The sequence below is a fragment of the Paenibacillus sp. FSL H7-0735 genome, assembly GCF_038008505.1.
GTDB classification, from domain to species: domain Bacteria; phylum Bacillota; class Bacilli; order Paenibacillales; family Paenibacillaceae; genus Paenibacillus_AQ; species Paenibacillus_AQ odorifer.
The window spans coordinates 2,355,021-2,370,336 of sequence record NZ_JBBOZH010000001.1; the positions used below are offsets into that span (position 1 = coordinate 2,355,021).

The 15,316-nt window shown below is 45.6% G+C and carries 12 protein-coding genes; 10 read left to right on the plus strand and 2 right to left on the minus strand.

Annotated elements, in window-relative coordinates:
- Window positions 1-151 precede the first annotated feature (151 nt).
- The 6 genes from NSS82_RS10485 to NSS82_RS10510 all read left to right on the plus strand — a co-directional run bounded on the left by NSS82_RS10485 (window position 152) and on the right by NSS82_RS10510 (window position 6,247).
- Window positions 152-1,084: an aldo/keto reductase family protein gene (locus NSS82_RS10485; RefSeq protein ID WP_038569620.1), complete on the plus strand. Its 933-nt coding sequence runs from the start codon at window positions 152-154 to the stop codon at window positions 1,082-1,084.
- Between the two features lie 31 nt (window positions 1,085-1,115).
- On the plus strand, window positions 1,116-1,964 hold the full coding sequence (locus NSS82_RS10490) for an NAD-dependent epimerase/dehydratase family protein (protein ID WP_076271961.1): 849 nt from the start codon (window positions 1,116-1,118) through the stop codon (window positions 1,962-1,964).
- Window positions 1,965-1,999: 35 nt separating this feature from the next.
- Entirely contained in the window at window positions 2,000-3,022 is a 1,023-nt protein-coding gene (locus NSS82_RS10495) for an SDR family oxidoreductase (RefSeq protein WP_076271962.1), read from the plus strand.
- Between the two features lie 157 nt (window positions 3,023-3,179).
- Window positions 3,180-3,839, plus strand: coding sequence for a class I SAM-dependent methyltransferase (locus tag NSS82_RS10500; RefSeq protein WP_036684047.1), 660 nt, complete (start codon window positions 3,180-3,182; stop codon window positions 3,837-3,839).
- A 133-nt stretch (window positions 3,840-3,972) separates the two neighbouring features.
- Entirely contained in the window at window positions 3,973-4,977 is a 1,005-nt protein-coding gene (locus NSS82_RS10505) for a CapA family protein (protein WP_143761219.1), read from the plus strand.
- A 1,102-nt stretch (window positions 4,978-6,079) separates the two neighbouring features.
- Window positions 6,080-6,247, plus strand: coding sequence for a hypothetical protein (locus NSS82_RS10510; RefSeq protein ID WP_341109792.1), 168 nt, complete (start codon window positions 6,080-6,082; stop codon window positions 6,245-6,247).
- Here the strand turns inward: NSS82_RS10510 and NSS82_RS10515 are convergent, their stop codons facing one another.
- Both NSS82_RS10515 and NSS82_RS10520 read right to left on the minus strand, forming a co-directional pair.
- A complete protein-coding gene (locus NSS82_RS10515; protein WP_036684045.1) occupies window positions 6,248-7,081 on the minus strand; it encodes a carbohydrate ABC transporter permease in 834 nt (277 codons plus the stop codon).
- The gene (locus NSS82_RS10520; RefSeq protein WP_036684044.1) at window positions 7,081-7,971 is read right to left on the minus strand and encodes a carbohydrate ABC transporter permease; all 891 of its coding nucleotides are present in this window, start codon (window positions 7,969-7,971) and stop codon (window positions 7,081-7,083) included. Before NSS82_RS10520 ends, NSS82_RS10515 begins: the two co-directional genes overlap by 1 nt.
- Before the next feature lie 197 nt (window positions 7,972-8,168).
- Between NSS82_RS10520 and NSS82_RS10525 the strand changes: the two genes are divergently transcribed.
- The 4 genes from NSS82_RS10525 to NSS82_RS10540 all read left to right on the plus strand — a co-directional run bounded on the left by NSS82_RS10525 (window position 8,169) and on the right by NSS82_RS10540 (window position 15,316).
- Window positions 8,169-10,031, plus strand: a complete 1,863-nt coding sequence (locus NSS82_RS10525; protein WP_076272472.1) for a sensor histidine kinase — start codon at window positions 8,169-8,171, stop codon at window positions 10,029-10,031.
- Complete coding sequence (locus tag NSS82_RS10530) at window positions 10,024-11,670, plus strand: response regulator (RefSeq protein ID WP_076272469.1); 1,647 nt, start codon at window positions 10,024-10,026, stop codon at window positions 11,668-11,670. Before NSS82_RS10525 ends, NSS82_RS10530 begins: the two co-directional genes overlap by 8 nt.
- Before the next feature lie 122 nt (window positions 11,671-11,792).
- Window positions 11,793-13,103 carry an ABC transporter substrate-binding protein gene (locus NSS82_RS10535; protein ID WP_036684033.1) on the plus strand — a complete coding sequence of 437 codons (1,311 nt, stop codon included), beginning with the start codon at window positions 11,793-11,795 and terminating at the stop codon, window positions 13,101-13,103.
- A 131-nt stretch (window positions 13,104-13,234) separates the two neighbouring features.
- Entirely contained in the window at window positions 13,235-15,316 is a 2,082-nt protein-coding gene (locus NSS82_RS10540) for a glycoside hydrolase family 36 protein (RefSeq protein ID WP_076099998.1), read from the plus strand.

A 15,316-nucleotide genomic window follows, 5' to 3' on the forward strand; every position in this document is an offset into this window, starting at 1 on the left:
CTACTATACTCTAGTATAGTAACTACACTAGAGATCATATAATAAACTAATTTTCACTTCTTTCTATTATATACAAACTATTCTAGAATGAATATGAGTGCTAAGCAACCTGCCAAAATCAAACACGGAACTATGGAGAGGAGCAGTTATTATGAAATATCGCAGATTAGGTGGAACCGGTTTAAAAGTCAGTGAGATTAGTTTGGGAAGCTGGCTGACATACGGAGGCTATGTGGAAAGAGATAATGCTGTTAATGCCATTGAAACCGCTTACGACTTAGGCGTGAATTTTTTTGATACTGCAAATGTTTATGAAAAAGGTGCTGCCGAGAAAGTACTAGGTGAGACTTTACGTAATTACTCTCGTGAGTCCTATGTATTAGCTACTAAAGTATACGGGGAAATGGGCTCGGGACCTAACGACCGTGGACTATCCCGCAAACATATCACGGAACAGTGTCATGCTAGCTTGAAACGTCTCGGAGTAGAATACGTGGATATTATGTATTGCCACCGTTTTGATCCGGAAACTCCAATTGAAGAAACCTTACGTGCGCTAGATGATCTGGTTCGGCAAGGCAAGGTATATTATGTCGGTGTTAGTGAGTGGACGGCGGCGCAAATGACCGATGCGTTAGCTGTAGCAGACCGCTATTTGCTAGATCATATTGTTGTTAATCAGCCGATTTATAATATGTTTAACCGTTATATTGAAAAAGAAATTATTCCGCTCGGTGAGCGCCGTGGGATTGGACAGGTGGTATTTTCTCCACTGGCTCAAGGGCTGTTAACTGGAAAGTATAACACGGACATCCCTGAGGATAGCCGTGCTGCTAAGCTGGATCGATTAAAAGATTCGATTACAGAAGAAAAGATTGAAAAAGTCCGCCAATTGAGTGGGATCGCCACGGAACTGAATATTTCTGTTGGGAATTTGGCTTTGGCTTGGATTTTGCGTCAACCTAATGTAGCTAGTGCACTGGTGGGTGCCAGCCGTCCGCAGCAGGTCGAAGAGAATGTTAAGGCTTCGGGTATTGAGCTTTCGGAAGAGATTTTAAAGCAGATTGAGGAGATTCTGGAGTAGTTGTTAGCTTCATAAAAAAGGAGACACACTCATGGCGAAAGTAGTTGTTACAGGCGGCAGTGGGATGTTGGGCAGATGGGTGGTCCGGCATTTTGTAGAGCAAGGATATAAGGTTGTGAATGTAGATACGCAAAAATCCGCAGATTCTTTGTGCCAAACGATGATTGCTGATTTGAATAATTTGGGTGAAGTATATGGTGTACTTGCTGGCGCTGATGCAGTTGTACATTTGGCTGCGATCCCAGCTGCAAATGTAAAGACGAGTGAGGTCACCTTTCAAAATAATGTAGTATCTACCTATAACATTTTGGAGGCTGCAGCGGGTCTCGGGATTCGAAAAGCAGTGATTGCTTCCAGTGAATCCTCTTACGGAATCTGTTTTGCGGTTAATCCTTTGGGGCCGAAGTATGTGCCTATGGATGAGGAGCATCCACAGTTGCCTGAAGACAGCTACGGTCTGTCTAAGGTTGTGAATGAGCAAACCGCTGAGATGTTCTATCGCAGAAAGGGTATACAGGTCGTTTCCCTAAGAATCGGAAATGTTATTGATCCATCGGCGTATGAACGTTTCCCTTCCTTCATTCATGATCCAGCGCAGCGCGATCGGATTCTATGGAGTTATATTGATACACGGGATGTAGCAACAGCTTGCCAATTGGCAATCGAAACGGATGGATTGGGCGCGGTTGCTCTTAATATATGTGCAGATGAGACCAGCATGGCTGTTCCTAGCAGAGAGCTAATGGCCGCACGTTATCCAGAGGTGACGGATTTCCGCCAGCCGCTGGAGGGTCACGAGTCGCTACTCAGTAATGAGAAGGCCAAAAAGCTGCTGAATTGGCAGCCGAAGCACGTATGGCGAGATTATGTTAACCAGTAAATAACGAGCCGGATTCACTATAAGGAGCGTGCAAAATGAAGGTCTTATTTATTGGAGGTACGGGATTAATTAGTCAGGCTGTATCCCCGTTGGCTGTAGCTCAAGGAATCGAGCTGTATTTGTTCAACAGAGGACAGCGGGATGAATTCGTTCCAGAAGGTGCAAAAGTAATTAAAGGAGACATTCGTAATCCGGCAGAAGCCGCATTAGTATTACGAGATTACGAATTTGACGTAGTGGTAGACTGGATTGCTTTTACACCGGAACATGTGCAGGCAGACATTGACCTGTTCACTGGTAAAACGAAGCAGTACATTTTCATCAGCTCAGCCTCTGCTTATCAGAAGCCGCAGCGTAATTATGTAATTACAGAAAAGACACCGCTGGAGAATCCTTATTGGGAGTATTCGAGGAATAAAATTGCGTGTGAGCAGCTGTTGATGGAAGCTTACAAGGCGAACGGATTCCCGGTTACGATTGTTCGTCCTTCCCATACCTATGGAAATACAGCCATCCCTGCGGCACTTACGAGTGGCCAGCATCCTTGGTCATTGATCGATCGTATCCGCCGCGGCTTACCTTTAGTCATACATGGAGATGGAACCTCTTTGTGGACACTGACGCATAATTCGGATTTTGCCAAAGGTTTTGTTGGATTGCTTGGACATCCGGAAGCGATAGGGGAGGCCATTCATATTACTTCCGACGAGGTATTGAATTGGAATCAGATCTATGCGGCCATCGGACAAGCGGCAGGTGTGGAACCTAAAGTGGTGCATATCTCCACAGACTTTATCACAGCCTTTTCCCCTCCAGGGACAGCGGATGGCTTGATCGGTGATCAAGCGGTAAGCAGTGTTTTTGATAATAGCAAAATCAAACGTTTCGTGCCTGACTTTCAGGCTACTGTGCCTTTCTCCGAAGGGATCAAGCAGTCGGTTGCTTGGTTCGAGGCTCATCCTGAGCAATGTACGGTCGATGCGGAATGGTCTGCGTTACTTGATAAGTTGATCGAGAGACATGGAATTGAGTCCAAACCTCTTTCATTCTACGCATAAGGTTTATACTATACAGTTATATTTAAAGACGGTCTGTTCCTAAGGGAGCAGCCGTTTTTTTGGGTTTGTCTCGTTCAATGTAAGGTTATGGAATGAATCAGCAAATCATGAATATACTCTCACTACCTAAAATTCCGTTGAAAAAGGAGTCCTGGCCATGCCAACCCATCCCTTTGTCTCGCGTTTTTTCGTAAATTCAGATGCACGTCGTGAGAAGTTGATTTATGATCTGCCGGAATCATGGTGGAGCCGTCCCTTTGAATATGAGTGGTGTATTAACTTTATTTCTCCGCATGGTGTTGTGCTGGATGCCGCCTGTGGGATTCCTCATCCCTTGAAGTTTTATTTGGCAGGGGTTTGTGCAGAGGTCTATGCCTGCGATAAGGACAGTAGGGTTATTTACCCGAAAGCTATCCAAGAATGTATTGAGAATGAGATTGGGGAAAAAGCGGCGAAGCAGGTTATCGCTAGAAGAACAAACAACCTGCATTTCGCTCAAGCTAATCTGACGGATCTGCCTTATGAGGATGAGAGCTTTGACACTGTCTTTTGCATATCAGTATTAGAGCATTTGAGCTTTGAGGATACAGTGGGTACTTTACGGGAATTTCACCGGACGTTGAACGAAGAAGGATTATTGGTATTGACATTTGATTACCCGACGGTAAATCTGAGTCTTATGAATGACCTGCTGCTGCAAACTGGATTTCAGTATTGGGGGGAGACGGATTTTGAGTTGCCTGCGGATGCTGTGCATACGGATGCGTGGGGCGGATTAAATTGCTTCAGAGCCGTTCTGAAAAAAGCAAAGGAATAACAGGTCTTTCTACTCTTAATTTAGTAACCTCTTTCCAGTATGCTAGGATCATAGCTAATAAAAAGATGAGAGGAGGCTGTGTTTTTTGAGATTAGGATCGAAGGTTTTGCGTAGAATAGCACTTATTACACTTATGTTATCACTAATAGTTCCTGTGACATCTGCTTCCAGTGCAGCTTCACTATCTTCAGATCCTATAAAGCTTGCTTTTGCGGGTGATATCCTTTTGGACGGTTTTGTTGGCGATCAGATTGCTAAATATGGGGTGAACTTTCCGTTTGTAAAGGTCGCACCTACTCTGCAAAAGGCTGACATCGCCTTCGCCAATCTGGAGACGCCTGTGTCTATCCGAGGGAAAGCGGCAGAGAAAACCTTTGCCTTCAGATCCAAACCAGCAACGTTAGGTGGCTTAACCTATGCCGGGATTGATGGAGTGTCCTTGGCGAATAATCATATTTTGGATTATGGAAAAGACGCTATGCTCGACACGCTGATCCATTTGGATCGAAACAAGATTGGCCATACAGGAGCTGGCAAAGATGAAGATGAAGCGTTCAAGCCTTATACTAAGACAGTAAAAGGGAAAAAGATCGCCATCCTTGGCGTTAGCCGTGTGCTTTCAAATCCTTCGTGGTATGCCGGCAAAAACAAACCGGGAGCCGCTTCAGCTTACACCTCGCAGCCTATGCTTAGCGCCATTCAGAAGATGTCCAAGGAGAATGATTACACGATCGTATATATTCACTGGAATGAAGAGTTTAAGGATTTCCCTGAAAAGTACGCTCGCACACTAGCTAAACAGATGATTGATAGCGGGGCGGATTTAATCCTTGGCGCACACAGTCACTGCCTTATGGGCATCGAATACTATAAGCACAAGCCCATTTATTATTCACTTGGGAACTTTGTATTTAATCGCTCCACACGTGGTGGGGAAAAGACACTTAATTCTATGCTATTGAACGTTGAGATTAAGGACTCCAAGATGACCAGCAAGATTACACCTGTCAAAATTATTGGCGGACAGCCTAATTTCATGGATGATTCCTACAATAGGAAAACGATTAAGCTGATGAATACCCTATCTTTTAATGCCAACATAGACGCTAACGGCAGGGTTACGGAGAAGGCGCTTTAATTAATACAAACTCTGATTAACTATTCACGGATTGCGCCCGATCTCGTTGGAATGCGAAATGTGTGGAGTACTTATGGAGTACCTATGGAGTGGCATGAAGTACGTATGGAGTACGAATGGAGTACGTATGGAGTACGTATGGAGTACGTATGGAGTCCGTATAGAGTACGAATGGAGTACGTATGGTGTACGTAGGATGTGGCGTATGGAATACCTATGGAGTGCCTATAAAGTATCACCGTTGTGTTTGTGAAATAACTGCATTCTATACACCTATTTTATATGTAAAACGGACCATTTTGCTTTTAAGTGTATTCTATACAACTAAAAACTAGAAAATCGACCTAGAGGGCATTAAATCAAGAGAATAGTTGTACGAAATACAGCTATACCCATCGGCCGAGCGAGTTGCAGAGTTATAGTTGTACAAAATACAGTTAAACTACTAGTTAGTATTGGAACGTCTGCATCAAAAGCTGACCGTAGCAGTATGCAGAGAGTATGTATGGAGTCCGTATGGAGTGCCCATGAAGTATCACCGTTGTGTTTGTGAAATAACTGCATTCTATACACCTATTTTATATGTAAAACGGACCATTTTGCTTTTAAGTGTATTCTATGCAACTAAAAACTAGAGAATCGACCTTGAGGGCAATAAATCAACAAAATAGTTGTACGAAATACAGCTATATCCATCGGCCGAGCGAGTTGCAGAGTTATAGTTGTACAAAATACAGTTAAACTACTAGTTAGTATTGGAACGTCTGCATCAAAAGCTGACCGTAGCAGTATGCAGAGAGTATTGGAACGTCTGTATAAAAAGCTGACTGAAGCAGTATGAAGAGAGTATTTATGGAGTCCGTATGGAGTGCCTATAAAGTATCACCGTTGTGTTTGTGAAATAACTGCATTCTATACACCTATTTTATATGTAAAACGGACCATTTTGCTTTTAAGTGTATTCTATGCAACTAAAAACTAGAAAATCGGCCTAGAGGGCATTAAATCAAGAGAATAGTTGTACGAAATACAGCTATACCCATCGGCCGAGCGAGTTGCAGAGTTATAGTTGTACAAAATACAGTTAAACTACTAGTTAGTATTGGAACGTCTGCATCAAAAGCTGACCGTAGCAGTATGCAAAGTATTGGAATATCTGCATCAAGAGCAGACTGCAGCAGTATGCAGAGTATTGGAACGTCTGCATAAAGGGGGAGATCCATATGGATCTCCCCCTTTTTATGCAGAAGCTAGGTTTGGAATCAGTTAATCAGCCCTTCACCGCCCCCGCAACAACACCCTTAACGATGTACTTTTGCAAGAAGATGAATACTACGATTGATGGCAACACCGCCATGACCATAGCAGTCATCGCATATTGCCAATCTGAGGTATATTGGCCCACAAAGGTGTAGGCAGCCAGTGTCAGCGTTTTGGTATCTGGGGAGCCGTTGACCATAAGCAGCGGGAGCAGGAAGTCATTCCAGATCCACATTACGTCGATAATGACAATGGTTGTTGTGACCGATTTCAGCAGTGGGAAGATGACACTGAAGAACAGGCGGAAGCCGGAAGCTCCATCAATCGTGGCACTCTCATCAATTTCAACCGGAATCCCTTTGACGAATCCATGGTAGATAAACACGGCGAGTGGAGCACCGAAACCCCAATATAACAACCCAAGTCCCCAAGTACTCTCAGAGAGATTTAAAGTCTTAGCCGTTTGCAGAACGGTCAGCATGATCGATTGGAACGGAATCAGCATCGGCATAATGCAGAGGAAATAAATCACCCCGCTCAGTCTGGATTTCGTCCGTGCCAGCTTGTAGGCTGCTATGGATGAAATGAACACAATACCCAGAAGACCTACACCGGTAATGACAAAGTTGTTCAGGAACAGCTTCGGATAGTTGATAAACTTCCACACGTAGGAATAGTTGCCGAATACCAGATGTTTTGGCAGGGCGATGACATCTGTCATGACTTCGCTAAAGCTTTTTAACGAGTTGATAATTGTCAGAAATAGCGGATATAGAAACAGAAGAGAGAGGATGACCATAACAACTTCTAGAATGATTCGGCCTGCTTTGCGGTTTGTATTCATTATGCCTCAACCTCTCTTCGTTTGAAGAATGCTAACTGGAGAATGGTTACCACCAAGACGGCCAGGAACAGGATAAGCGCTTTCGCTGTACCGTATCCATACAGATTGTTCTGGAAGGTATCCCGGTAGATATCGTAAGCGATACTGTAGGTAGTTCCGCCAGGTCCGCCCCCGGTTAATGACAGGATGACATCGAACACCTTGATCGAATTGGTCAGTGCCATGAACACAGAAATCGTAATGGATGGAGCGAGCAGTGGCAGTGTAATACTGAAGAATTTTCTCATGGGACCAGCGCCATCAACTGTGGCTGCTTCTTTGAGATCCTCAGGTACAGATTGCAGACCGGCAATATAAATGACCAGATAAAAACCAATCGACTGCCAAATGGAGACGGCCAATATGGAGACGAAAGCAAGTCCCGGCGTCCCTAGCCAGCTTAGACCAAATATGGACCAGCCGGTACTTTCTCCGAGTGAGTTGAAACCTTGCATAAAGATAAATTTCCAGATAAAACCGACAATGACAAGACTGAGGATATAAGGAATAAAGAAAGCGGCTCTCAGCCAAGGGGTGCTCTTCAGCTTCATGTCCAGAACCAGTGCGAGCAGAATGGCCAGCACGTTAACGAGAACAATGTACAGAATCGCATACTTTATGGTGAACCAGGCTGAATTGGCGAAGTTGGTGTCGCCCATAAAGATTTGTTTGAAATTATCAAGTCCGACAAACTTAGGGTGTTTCGAAATTCCGTTCCATTTGGTCATCGAATAGCGGATAGTCATGGCAAACGGAATGTAGAATGCTACAGCGATACAGATTAGGACTGGGAGAGTGAATAATCCGAATTCTGTTTTCTCGCGCCATCTTTTGCCGAGTGATTTTAACATGGATGCACCTCTTCTTGATTTGTTGGGTGGTAATATCGACTAGGCTTGCCACACATAACCATTCCGGTTAGTCTATATTGTGTATTATAGAGCAGTGCCCTATACTCAAAAATGGATTTAAGAGTACAGTTAGGGGTAAAAAGGTGAACTGAAATATTTATAATTAAGCCTGTAAATCGTGGGGGAGGTTGCCGGTCATTATTAAAAAGTGGATCATAAAGCGGTTTGAACCCGTGCTGGAGCTTGTCTCACGCAGGTTGGCGAACAAGCTTATTTTGCTGTTTACAATCATCATTGTTTTGGTGGTGACCTCACTGACGTTCATTTCATACGGCATGCTGCGAAAAGAATCGGTGAATAACAGCATCGCCAGTACGAGCAACAATCTGTTGCTTGTCGGCCGGAATCTGGAGAGTTATTTGGACGGCATCGAGCAATTATCCCTGCCGCAAATATCGTATGACGAGATCACCTATGCGATTTTGCATGAATCAGAGGATTATGCCTCGAAGATGTATGTGGAGGATTACTTGAAGAACCTGTACTTCTCCCGCAATGATCTGGAAGCTATCTACCTGTATGTGATCAAGGAGCACAAGTATTATTATGTCACCAAAGAGAACTACAATATTACCGTGCGGGTCGCCGAGCATCCGTCGATTGAGAATCTTTCCTGGTATAAAAAAGCGCTGGCCAGCCCGTTTAACCGTTCTTACCAGTCTTTTGTAAAAAACCAATCCTCGATGATCAATAGCTCCGACTACCCTATAAATAAGGATAAAAGCTTCATGGGCTACCATCGATTGCTGCGCTCTATAGTTTCCAGGGAGCCGCAGGCGGTGCTCTCCCTTTATTTCAACTCCTCGGTTACGGACGAGATTATGAAGGATATTCCCTTCAGTAAAGGGCAGCACCTAATGTACGTCAGTCCCGATAATGAACCTTTTGTGGTGGATGACCCCGGGTTTTATCAACAGAGCGAACAAGAGGGACTGCTTAAGGAGCTGACACCAGCCTCAGGAGGACGCGTGACGTGGTCGGATAAAGAAGAGAAGTATCTAGTGATTTATGACATCAGCAAAAAAGAAGGCTGGAAGCTGATTAAGCCGATTCCCTACAAAGAAATTTATGAAGCGGCCACGACAACACGCAAATTGAACTATTTCATAGGACTGTTATTTTTAATCGTTTCGGTCATCTTGGTCAGCTTTATTTCGAACAAAATAACGAACCCGCTAAAGAATCTGTCGCTGCAGATGAAGCGGTTCAGTACAGGCAGCTTTGACGCTGAAGCACAGGTTGAAGGAAAGGATGAAATTGCCTATCTGTCTCGCCACTTCAATAAGATGGTGGAAAAGACGAATGAGCTGATCAATGAACGGTATAAAATGAAAATTGTCGAGAAAAATGCTGTACTCAAAGCACTGGAAGCTGAGATCAATCCGCATTTCTTATATAATGCCCTGCAAGCCATTTCCACCAAGGCGCTGAAAAACAACAATGATGATATTGTCGATATGGTCGATAATCTTGCTATGACGTTGAGATACTGCATTAGCGGTAAAGATGTGGTCTATGCCAGAGAGGAATTAAAGCATATTGAACGTTATTCGGCACTGCAGAAGGCTCGTTTTGGAAACAGAATGCAGGTGGCCTACCAGTGGGAAGACCCTTTGCTGGAGCTGGAGATTCCGAAGCTGTCCATTCAGACCTTGGTAGAAAATTGCATCAAGCATGCGCTGGAAAAAGTATCCACAACGATCACAATTACCATTGAAGCGCATGTGACGCCTAGCCATACTGTTATTTCAGTGACGGATGATGGACCGGGGTTTAGCGGGGAGCGGCTGGAGCAAGTGAGAAATTCTCTTCAAATCCAGTGGGAGGATCAGGGCGGAGAAAACGCTGCCGAAAGTGACACGGAAAGCATTGGACTGAAAAATTTGAACACGCGGCTGAAGCTTTTGTATGGTGAGGCTGCGGGTTTGGCCATTACCAGTGATGCTGGCGGAACAAAGATGGACATGCGGTTACCGCGGGGAGGGACTAACCATGTATAAAGTACTGATTATAGATGATGAGGAACCGTTGCGTGAGGCGATCAACATCCTGGGAGACTGGAAAGGTCTAGGTGTCGATCAGGTACTGGAGGCTACGGATGGAAATATGGGTCTAGCCATGCTGCGTGAGCAAAAGATCGACCTTGTACTGGTTGACATGAAGATGCCGGAGCTGAACGGAAGTGAGCTGCTGCAGATCGTGGAGAAGGAGTTCCCGGAACTGCTGACGATTGTAATCAGCGGCTACAATGATTTTGAATATACCCGCCAGGCTATCCGTTCTAAGGTAGTTGATTATTTGCTGAAGCCGGTCAACCGGGCGGATTTGAATGCGGCCTTGCGTAAAGCTATCGATGTGCTGGAGGCTAAACGCAAGAAAGAAAGCGAGTTCATCAACAGGAACATTACGCTCAATATGTCTCTGCCGAAGCTAAAGGAGAAAATCTATCTGTCGATCATTGAGCGCAGCTTCAAAAATCAGTCCAACGAGGCTTTTCTGCCGTTGATCGGCGCTGATACGACCGGAAACTATTTTGCTGCGGGTGTACTGCGGGTGCTCAATTTGGAACAAGTGCGTCGTAATCGCTTCCATGAGGACCGGGATTTGCTGCATTTTGCCGTCACGAATGTGATTAATGAGAATAGCGATGAGCATTTTCAGACCTTCAGCTTCGCCAGTCATAAGGGAGAACGCGAGTTTATCGCCATCTTCACGATGAAAGGCGGCTATGAGGAGGACGCAACTTTCCGCTCTTTACATCATATGAAGAAGTTAGTCTCGACGCTGAAAGAGCTATTCGGAATTGTTGTTGCCGGAGGAATTGGACAGCCCTATGGTGACATCATGGCGCTTGCTCAATCCTATGAGACTGCCAAAGCCTCTCTCGACGGGATTGACCTCCTGACGCTGAAGGGAGCGATTGTCACAAATAGCAGCAACGATACTTCACAGGGGAAAGATAATCCTTCCTTGACGGGACGTATGCCCTTGATTCGCAACGCACTGGAGAGCGGGAACATCAATCATGCCAAAAGTATTTTAAGCGAATTCACGAAGAAATGGGAGGCTTCCGGACGTTTTAATCTGGGCGAGGCTGACCGGCAGATAGAGGAATTTATTATTTTACTGAACGATATTGCGACGGAGCTGGATGCGGTCCCCGAACGTATCCGTGGCGGTAAAGATAAAGGATTGCGTGGGCTAGGCATCGGGAGCGATTTTGCTTCCTTTGGCGAATTTGAGCGGGTGCTGAGCGGGATTCTAGATTGCTATGGCAATGAAATCAGCAAAAGCCTTGCTGGCAATCGCCCCAGCGTATTGGAAAATATTAAAGCATACATTGATAATCACTATTTTGAGAATATTAAAATATCGATGTTCACGGATAAATATTTCCTGAGCAGAGAATACTTGATGAAACTTTTTAAGGGGCAATATGGTTATGGCATACATGAGTATGTACAAAAGGTAAGAATGGACAAGGCAAAGGAGATGCTATCCACCCCCGATTTGAAAATCCAAGACATTTCCGAGATGTTGGGGTACAAGGACAAAAATTATTTCAGCAAGGCGTTCCGGAATTATTATGACTGTTCACCTTCTGAATATCGGGTTCTGCTATTGAACGGGGATGAGTGAAGCGGTTACATGAACACACTTTTTTACCCTAATAAGTTCACTTATGTACATTCTTATCCTTTTTCTTTTTCTTTAGAATTGTCTCAAGACCACTAGATGCATGAGGAAAAGGGGGCAACATCATGTTAAAAAGATTTATGGCTTTATCTGCGAGTCTGCTGCTCGTCGGCGGATTACTGGCGGGTTGCGGCGGAAACAACAATGCCGCTGACAATAGCGGAACAGGGAATACTCCTGCCACAGATTCTGGCAAGCCGGTCACGATTAATATGTTCACCGCATCACCCGAGTACACTGATGCTTTTAACGCTTATATTGCCGAGTACAAGAAAGTTAAACCGAATGTGACGATTAATCTGGAGATTATGCAGGCTGACTACAATACGGTGCTCAAATCGAAGATTGCTGCGGGAAGTACACCTGACGTATTCCAGACCACAGCGGGCGGAGATATTGATACCTTTGCGGAGTATAGTGCTGACCTAACTAATGAGCCACTGGCTGCGGCGATGACCGATGCAGTGCGTTCTAACATGAGTTCTACGGACGGTAAAGTGCTCGGTCTTCCGGTAAAAGGGAATCTATTTGTCCTGATGTACAATAAGAAACTGTTGGCTGATGCTGGGATTACAGAAGTTCCTAAGACAACAGCCCAAATGGACGATGCGATTACTAAGCTTGAAGCTAAAGGTATTACTCCTTTTGCCAACGCCTATAAAGAGTGGTGGGTATGGAAACATATCTTCCAACATTTCGTAGATGCGGCAGCCCAAGATGCGGGTACGGATGCTAAGACACTAGTAAATGATTTTATTGCCGGAAAAACCACGATCAAGGATCACCCGGTGCTGTACAATAACTTTTTCAGCTTCGTTGATACTACTGTTAAACATGGCACAGACAAACCGCTTGAACGGGACAGCAATGCTGAAGTCAGCGACTTTGCATCCGGCAAAACAGCGTTCATGACGGGTAAAGGCGCATGGGATGAAGAAGCCATTAAGAAAATCACACCTGACTTCGACCTGGGCATTATGGGTTACCCAGTCAGCGACAAGGCTGAACAGTCCCAGATCATTACGGGTGCGGATCAGGCCCTGCGTATCAATAAGGATTCTGCTGTAGCTGGTGAGACTATTGAGTTCTTCAACTGGCTGTATACTTCTGAATACGGTAAGAACTGGTTCTCTACAGTAGCAAAGGTTATTCCTCCAATTAAGGATGCTCCAATGCCTGACCTGCAAATGCCAAAAGAAATGGAAGAAATCCTCAAAACAGAGAAATCCGGCGACCTGTCCGTGAACTACTCTCTGGATACCTTCCACCAAAAATTTGGTGAGCTCATGCAGGCTTACATCGGCGGAAGCAAAACTAAGGATCAAGCCATCGATGAAATTCAAAAAGCTTGGATTCAATTCGGATCGGCAGAATAACTAGGTTGAGATCAGGGGGCGGGCTCCAAGGTAAGATTCACTTACTGGAGAACCGTCCCTTTTTTATATGTTATATAATCATAAGAAGATACTGAGACAAAGTCAGGAGGTACATTATTGTGAATAGCAAAATGATTGAAATCATTGAAAATGGACTATATCTTACGATTGAAGTTACGGAAGATCAAGATGTTCGGCTATTGCATTTTGGCGCGGCACCTTTGGAAGCAGCCATAGCGGATAAGAACAAGCAAGGCTTCCGGCTGCTGGAGCTGCAATTATCGGGCGAAGACCGCGCCGAATATCACGGGCGCACACACCGAGCATCCTATCCGGGTCTTCGGATGGTATATGCGGGACACAGCGATACAGTGAATGCGCTCGGGCGTAAATTGGAGCTTAGCTTGGCTGATCCGATTACAGGAATCCAGGCAGTGCAGCATTTTCAATTCTATAAGGGTGTGCAAATCGTTCGAAGCTGGTCAGTGTTAAATAATGCTGGAGAAGCTGAGGTGGCAGTGGAATACATCTCCTCCTTTGCTCTTACAGGTGTAGACAAAGAGGGGGGCAGGGAGCGCAATGATAAGATTGAAGTAACCCTTGCCCACAGCGGATGGCAGAGTGAACTTCAGTGGCGGACCTACCGGCTGCCTGAGCTCGGGATGTATCATTTGGCAGACCGTGGCTCCAAACGAATTGCCGCAAGCAATACAGGCTCTTGGTCAGCAGCGGAACTTCTGCCGATGGCGGTTTTGCATAATAAGGAGAGCGGGACAAGCCTGTTCTGGCAGATTGAGCATAACGGCTCTTGGCATTGGGAGCTGACGGATCAATACGATCAGCTTACACTACTGGTCAGCGGACCTACAGAACATGACAACCATTGGTGGCTGAAGCTAGCTCCCGGTGAAGAGTTTACTTCGGTGCCAGCAGCTGTGGGTGCTGTGCAGGGAGGATTTCAGAGCGCGGCAGAACAGCTTACGGTATATCGCCGGATGATCCGCAGACCTAATGAGGATAATGAGCTGCTGCGGATTATTTTTAATGACTATATGAATTGCCTATGGGGGAGCCCAACGACTAAGAAGCTACTGCCTTTAATTGATGCTGCCGCGGAAGTAGGTTGTGAATATTTCTGCATTGATGCTGGCTGGTATGCACCCGGAGAGTGGTGGGATGGTGTAGGCCAGTGGGAGCCTTCCAGCGATCGGTTTCCGGAAGGGATTAAATATGTGCTCGACTATATCCGCAGCAAAGGGATGATTCCCGGACTATGGCTTGAGCTGGAGGTTATGGGCATCAACAGCCCGAAGCTTGCGGAGACTGATGACAGCTGGTTTTTCATGCGGCATGGTAAAAGGGTTAAGGACCGTAGCCGCTATCAGCTAGATTACCGCAACCCGAAAGTCATTGATCATGCAAACGGTGTTATTGCGCGTCTGGTTGAGCAGTACGGTGTAGGATACATTAAAATGGATTACAACATCAATGCAGGCATTGGGACAGAAACGGATGCGGACAGCTTCGGAGACGGGCTGCTACAGCATAACCGCGCTTATCTGGCTTGGTTGGACAGCATCTTTGTTCGTTATCCGAACCTTGTCATCGAGAACTGTTCCAGTGGGGGAATGCGCATGGATTATGCGATGCTTAGCCGACACAGCATCCAGTCTACCAGCGACCAGGAGGATTATGTACAGTATGCGGCGATTGCCGCAGGTTCTCCGGCAGCACTGACACCGGAGCAGTCCGCAGTTTGGTCTTATCCGCTGCGCGAGGGGGACGATGAGGAAGTCATCTTCAATATGGTTAATGCGCTGTTGCTTCGTGTACACCAGAGCGGTCATTTGGCGGAGCTTGAACCCCACCGCAGGAAATTAGTTAAAGAAGCGCTGGATTATTACAAAACCATTCGCAGTGATATCCCACACGCCACGCCCTTCTGGCCGCTCGGCCTGCCTGACAGTGAGGGCGAATGGGTCAGCCTTGGCCTGCGGCGCGGCGAACGACGGTATGTTGCAGTATGGCGGATTGCCGGAGAAGCTGCAAATGTCCAATTGTCGATAGAAGAGCTGAAGGGATTTGAACCAGTGATCGCCTGTGCCTATCCTCAGCAGCATAGTTCAACTTGGAATTGGGATCAATCGGCAGGGGTTTTGACGGTGGCACTCCCACCAGGAAAAACAGCGAGATTGTTTGAGATTACTTCGTAA

Coding starts and splice junctions, on each gene's coding strand:
- NSS82_RS10485 (WP_038569620.1), top strand. CDS start 152: ATGAAATATCGCAGATTAGGTGGAACCGGTTTAAAAGTCAGTGAGATT.
- NSS82_RS10490 (WP_076271961.1), top strand. CDS start 1,116: ATGGCGAAAGTAGTTGTTACAGGCGGCAGTGGGATGTTGGGCAGATGG.
- NSS82_RS10495 (WP_076271962.1), top strand. CDS start 2,000: ATGAAGGTCTTATTTATTGGAGGTACGGGATTAATTAGTCAGGCTGTA.
- NSS82_RS10500 (WP_036684047.1), top strand. CDS start 3,180: ATGCCAACCCATCCCTTTGTCTCGCGTTTTTTCGTAAATTCAGATGCA.
- NSS82_RS10505 (WP_143761219.1), top strand. CDS start 3,973: ATGTTATCACTAATAGTTCCTGTGACATCTGCTTCCAGTGCAGCTTCA.
- NSS82_RS10515 (WP_036684045.1), bottom strand. CDS start 7,081: ATGAATACAAACCGCAAAGCAGGCCGAATCATTCTAGAAGTTGTTATG.
- NSS82_RS10520 (WP_036684044.1), bottom strand. CDS start 7,971: ATGTTAAAATCACTCGGCAAAAGATGGCGCGAGAAAACAGAATTCGGA.
- NSS82_RS10530 (WP_076272469.1), top strand. CDS start 10,024: ATGTATAAAGTACTGATTATAGATGATGAGGAACCGTTGCGTGAGGCG.
- NSS82_RS10535 (WP_036684033.1), top strand. CDS start 11,793: ATGTTAAAAAGATTTATGGCTTTATCTGCGAGTCTGCTGCTCGTCGGC.
- NSS82_RS10540 (WP_076099998.1), top strand. CDS start 13,235: ATGATTGAAATCATTGAAAATGGACTATATCTTACGATTGAAGTTACG.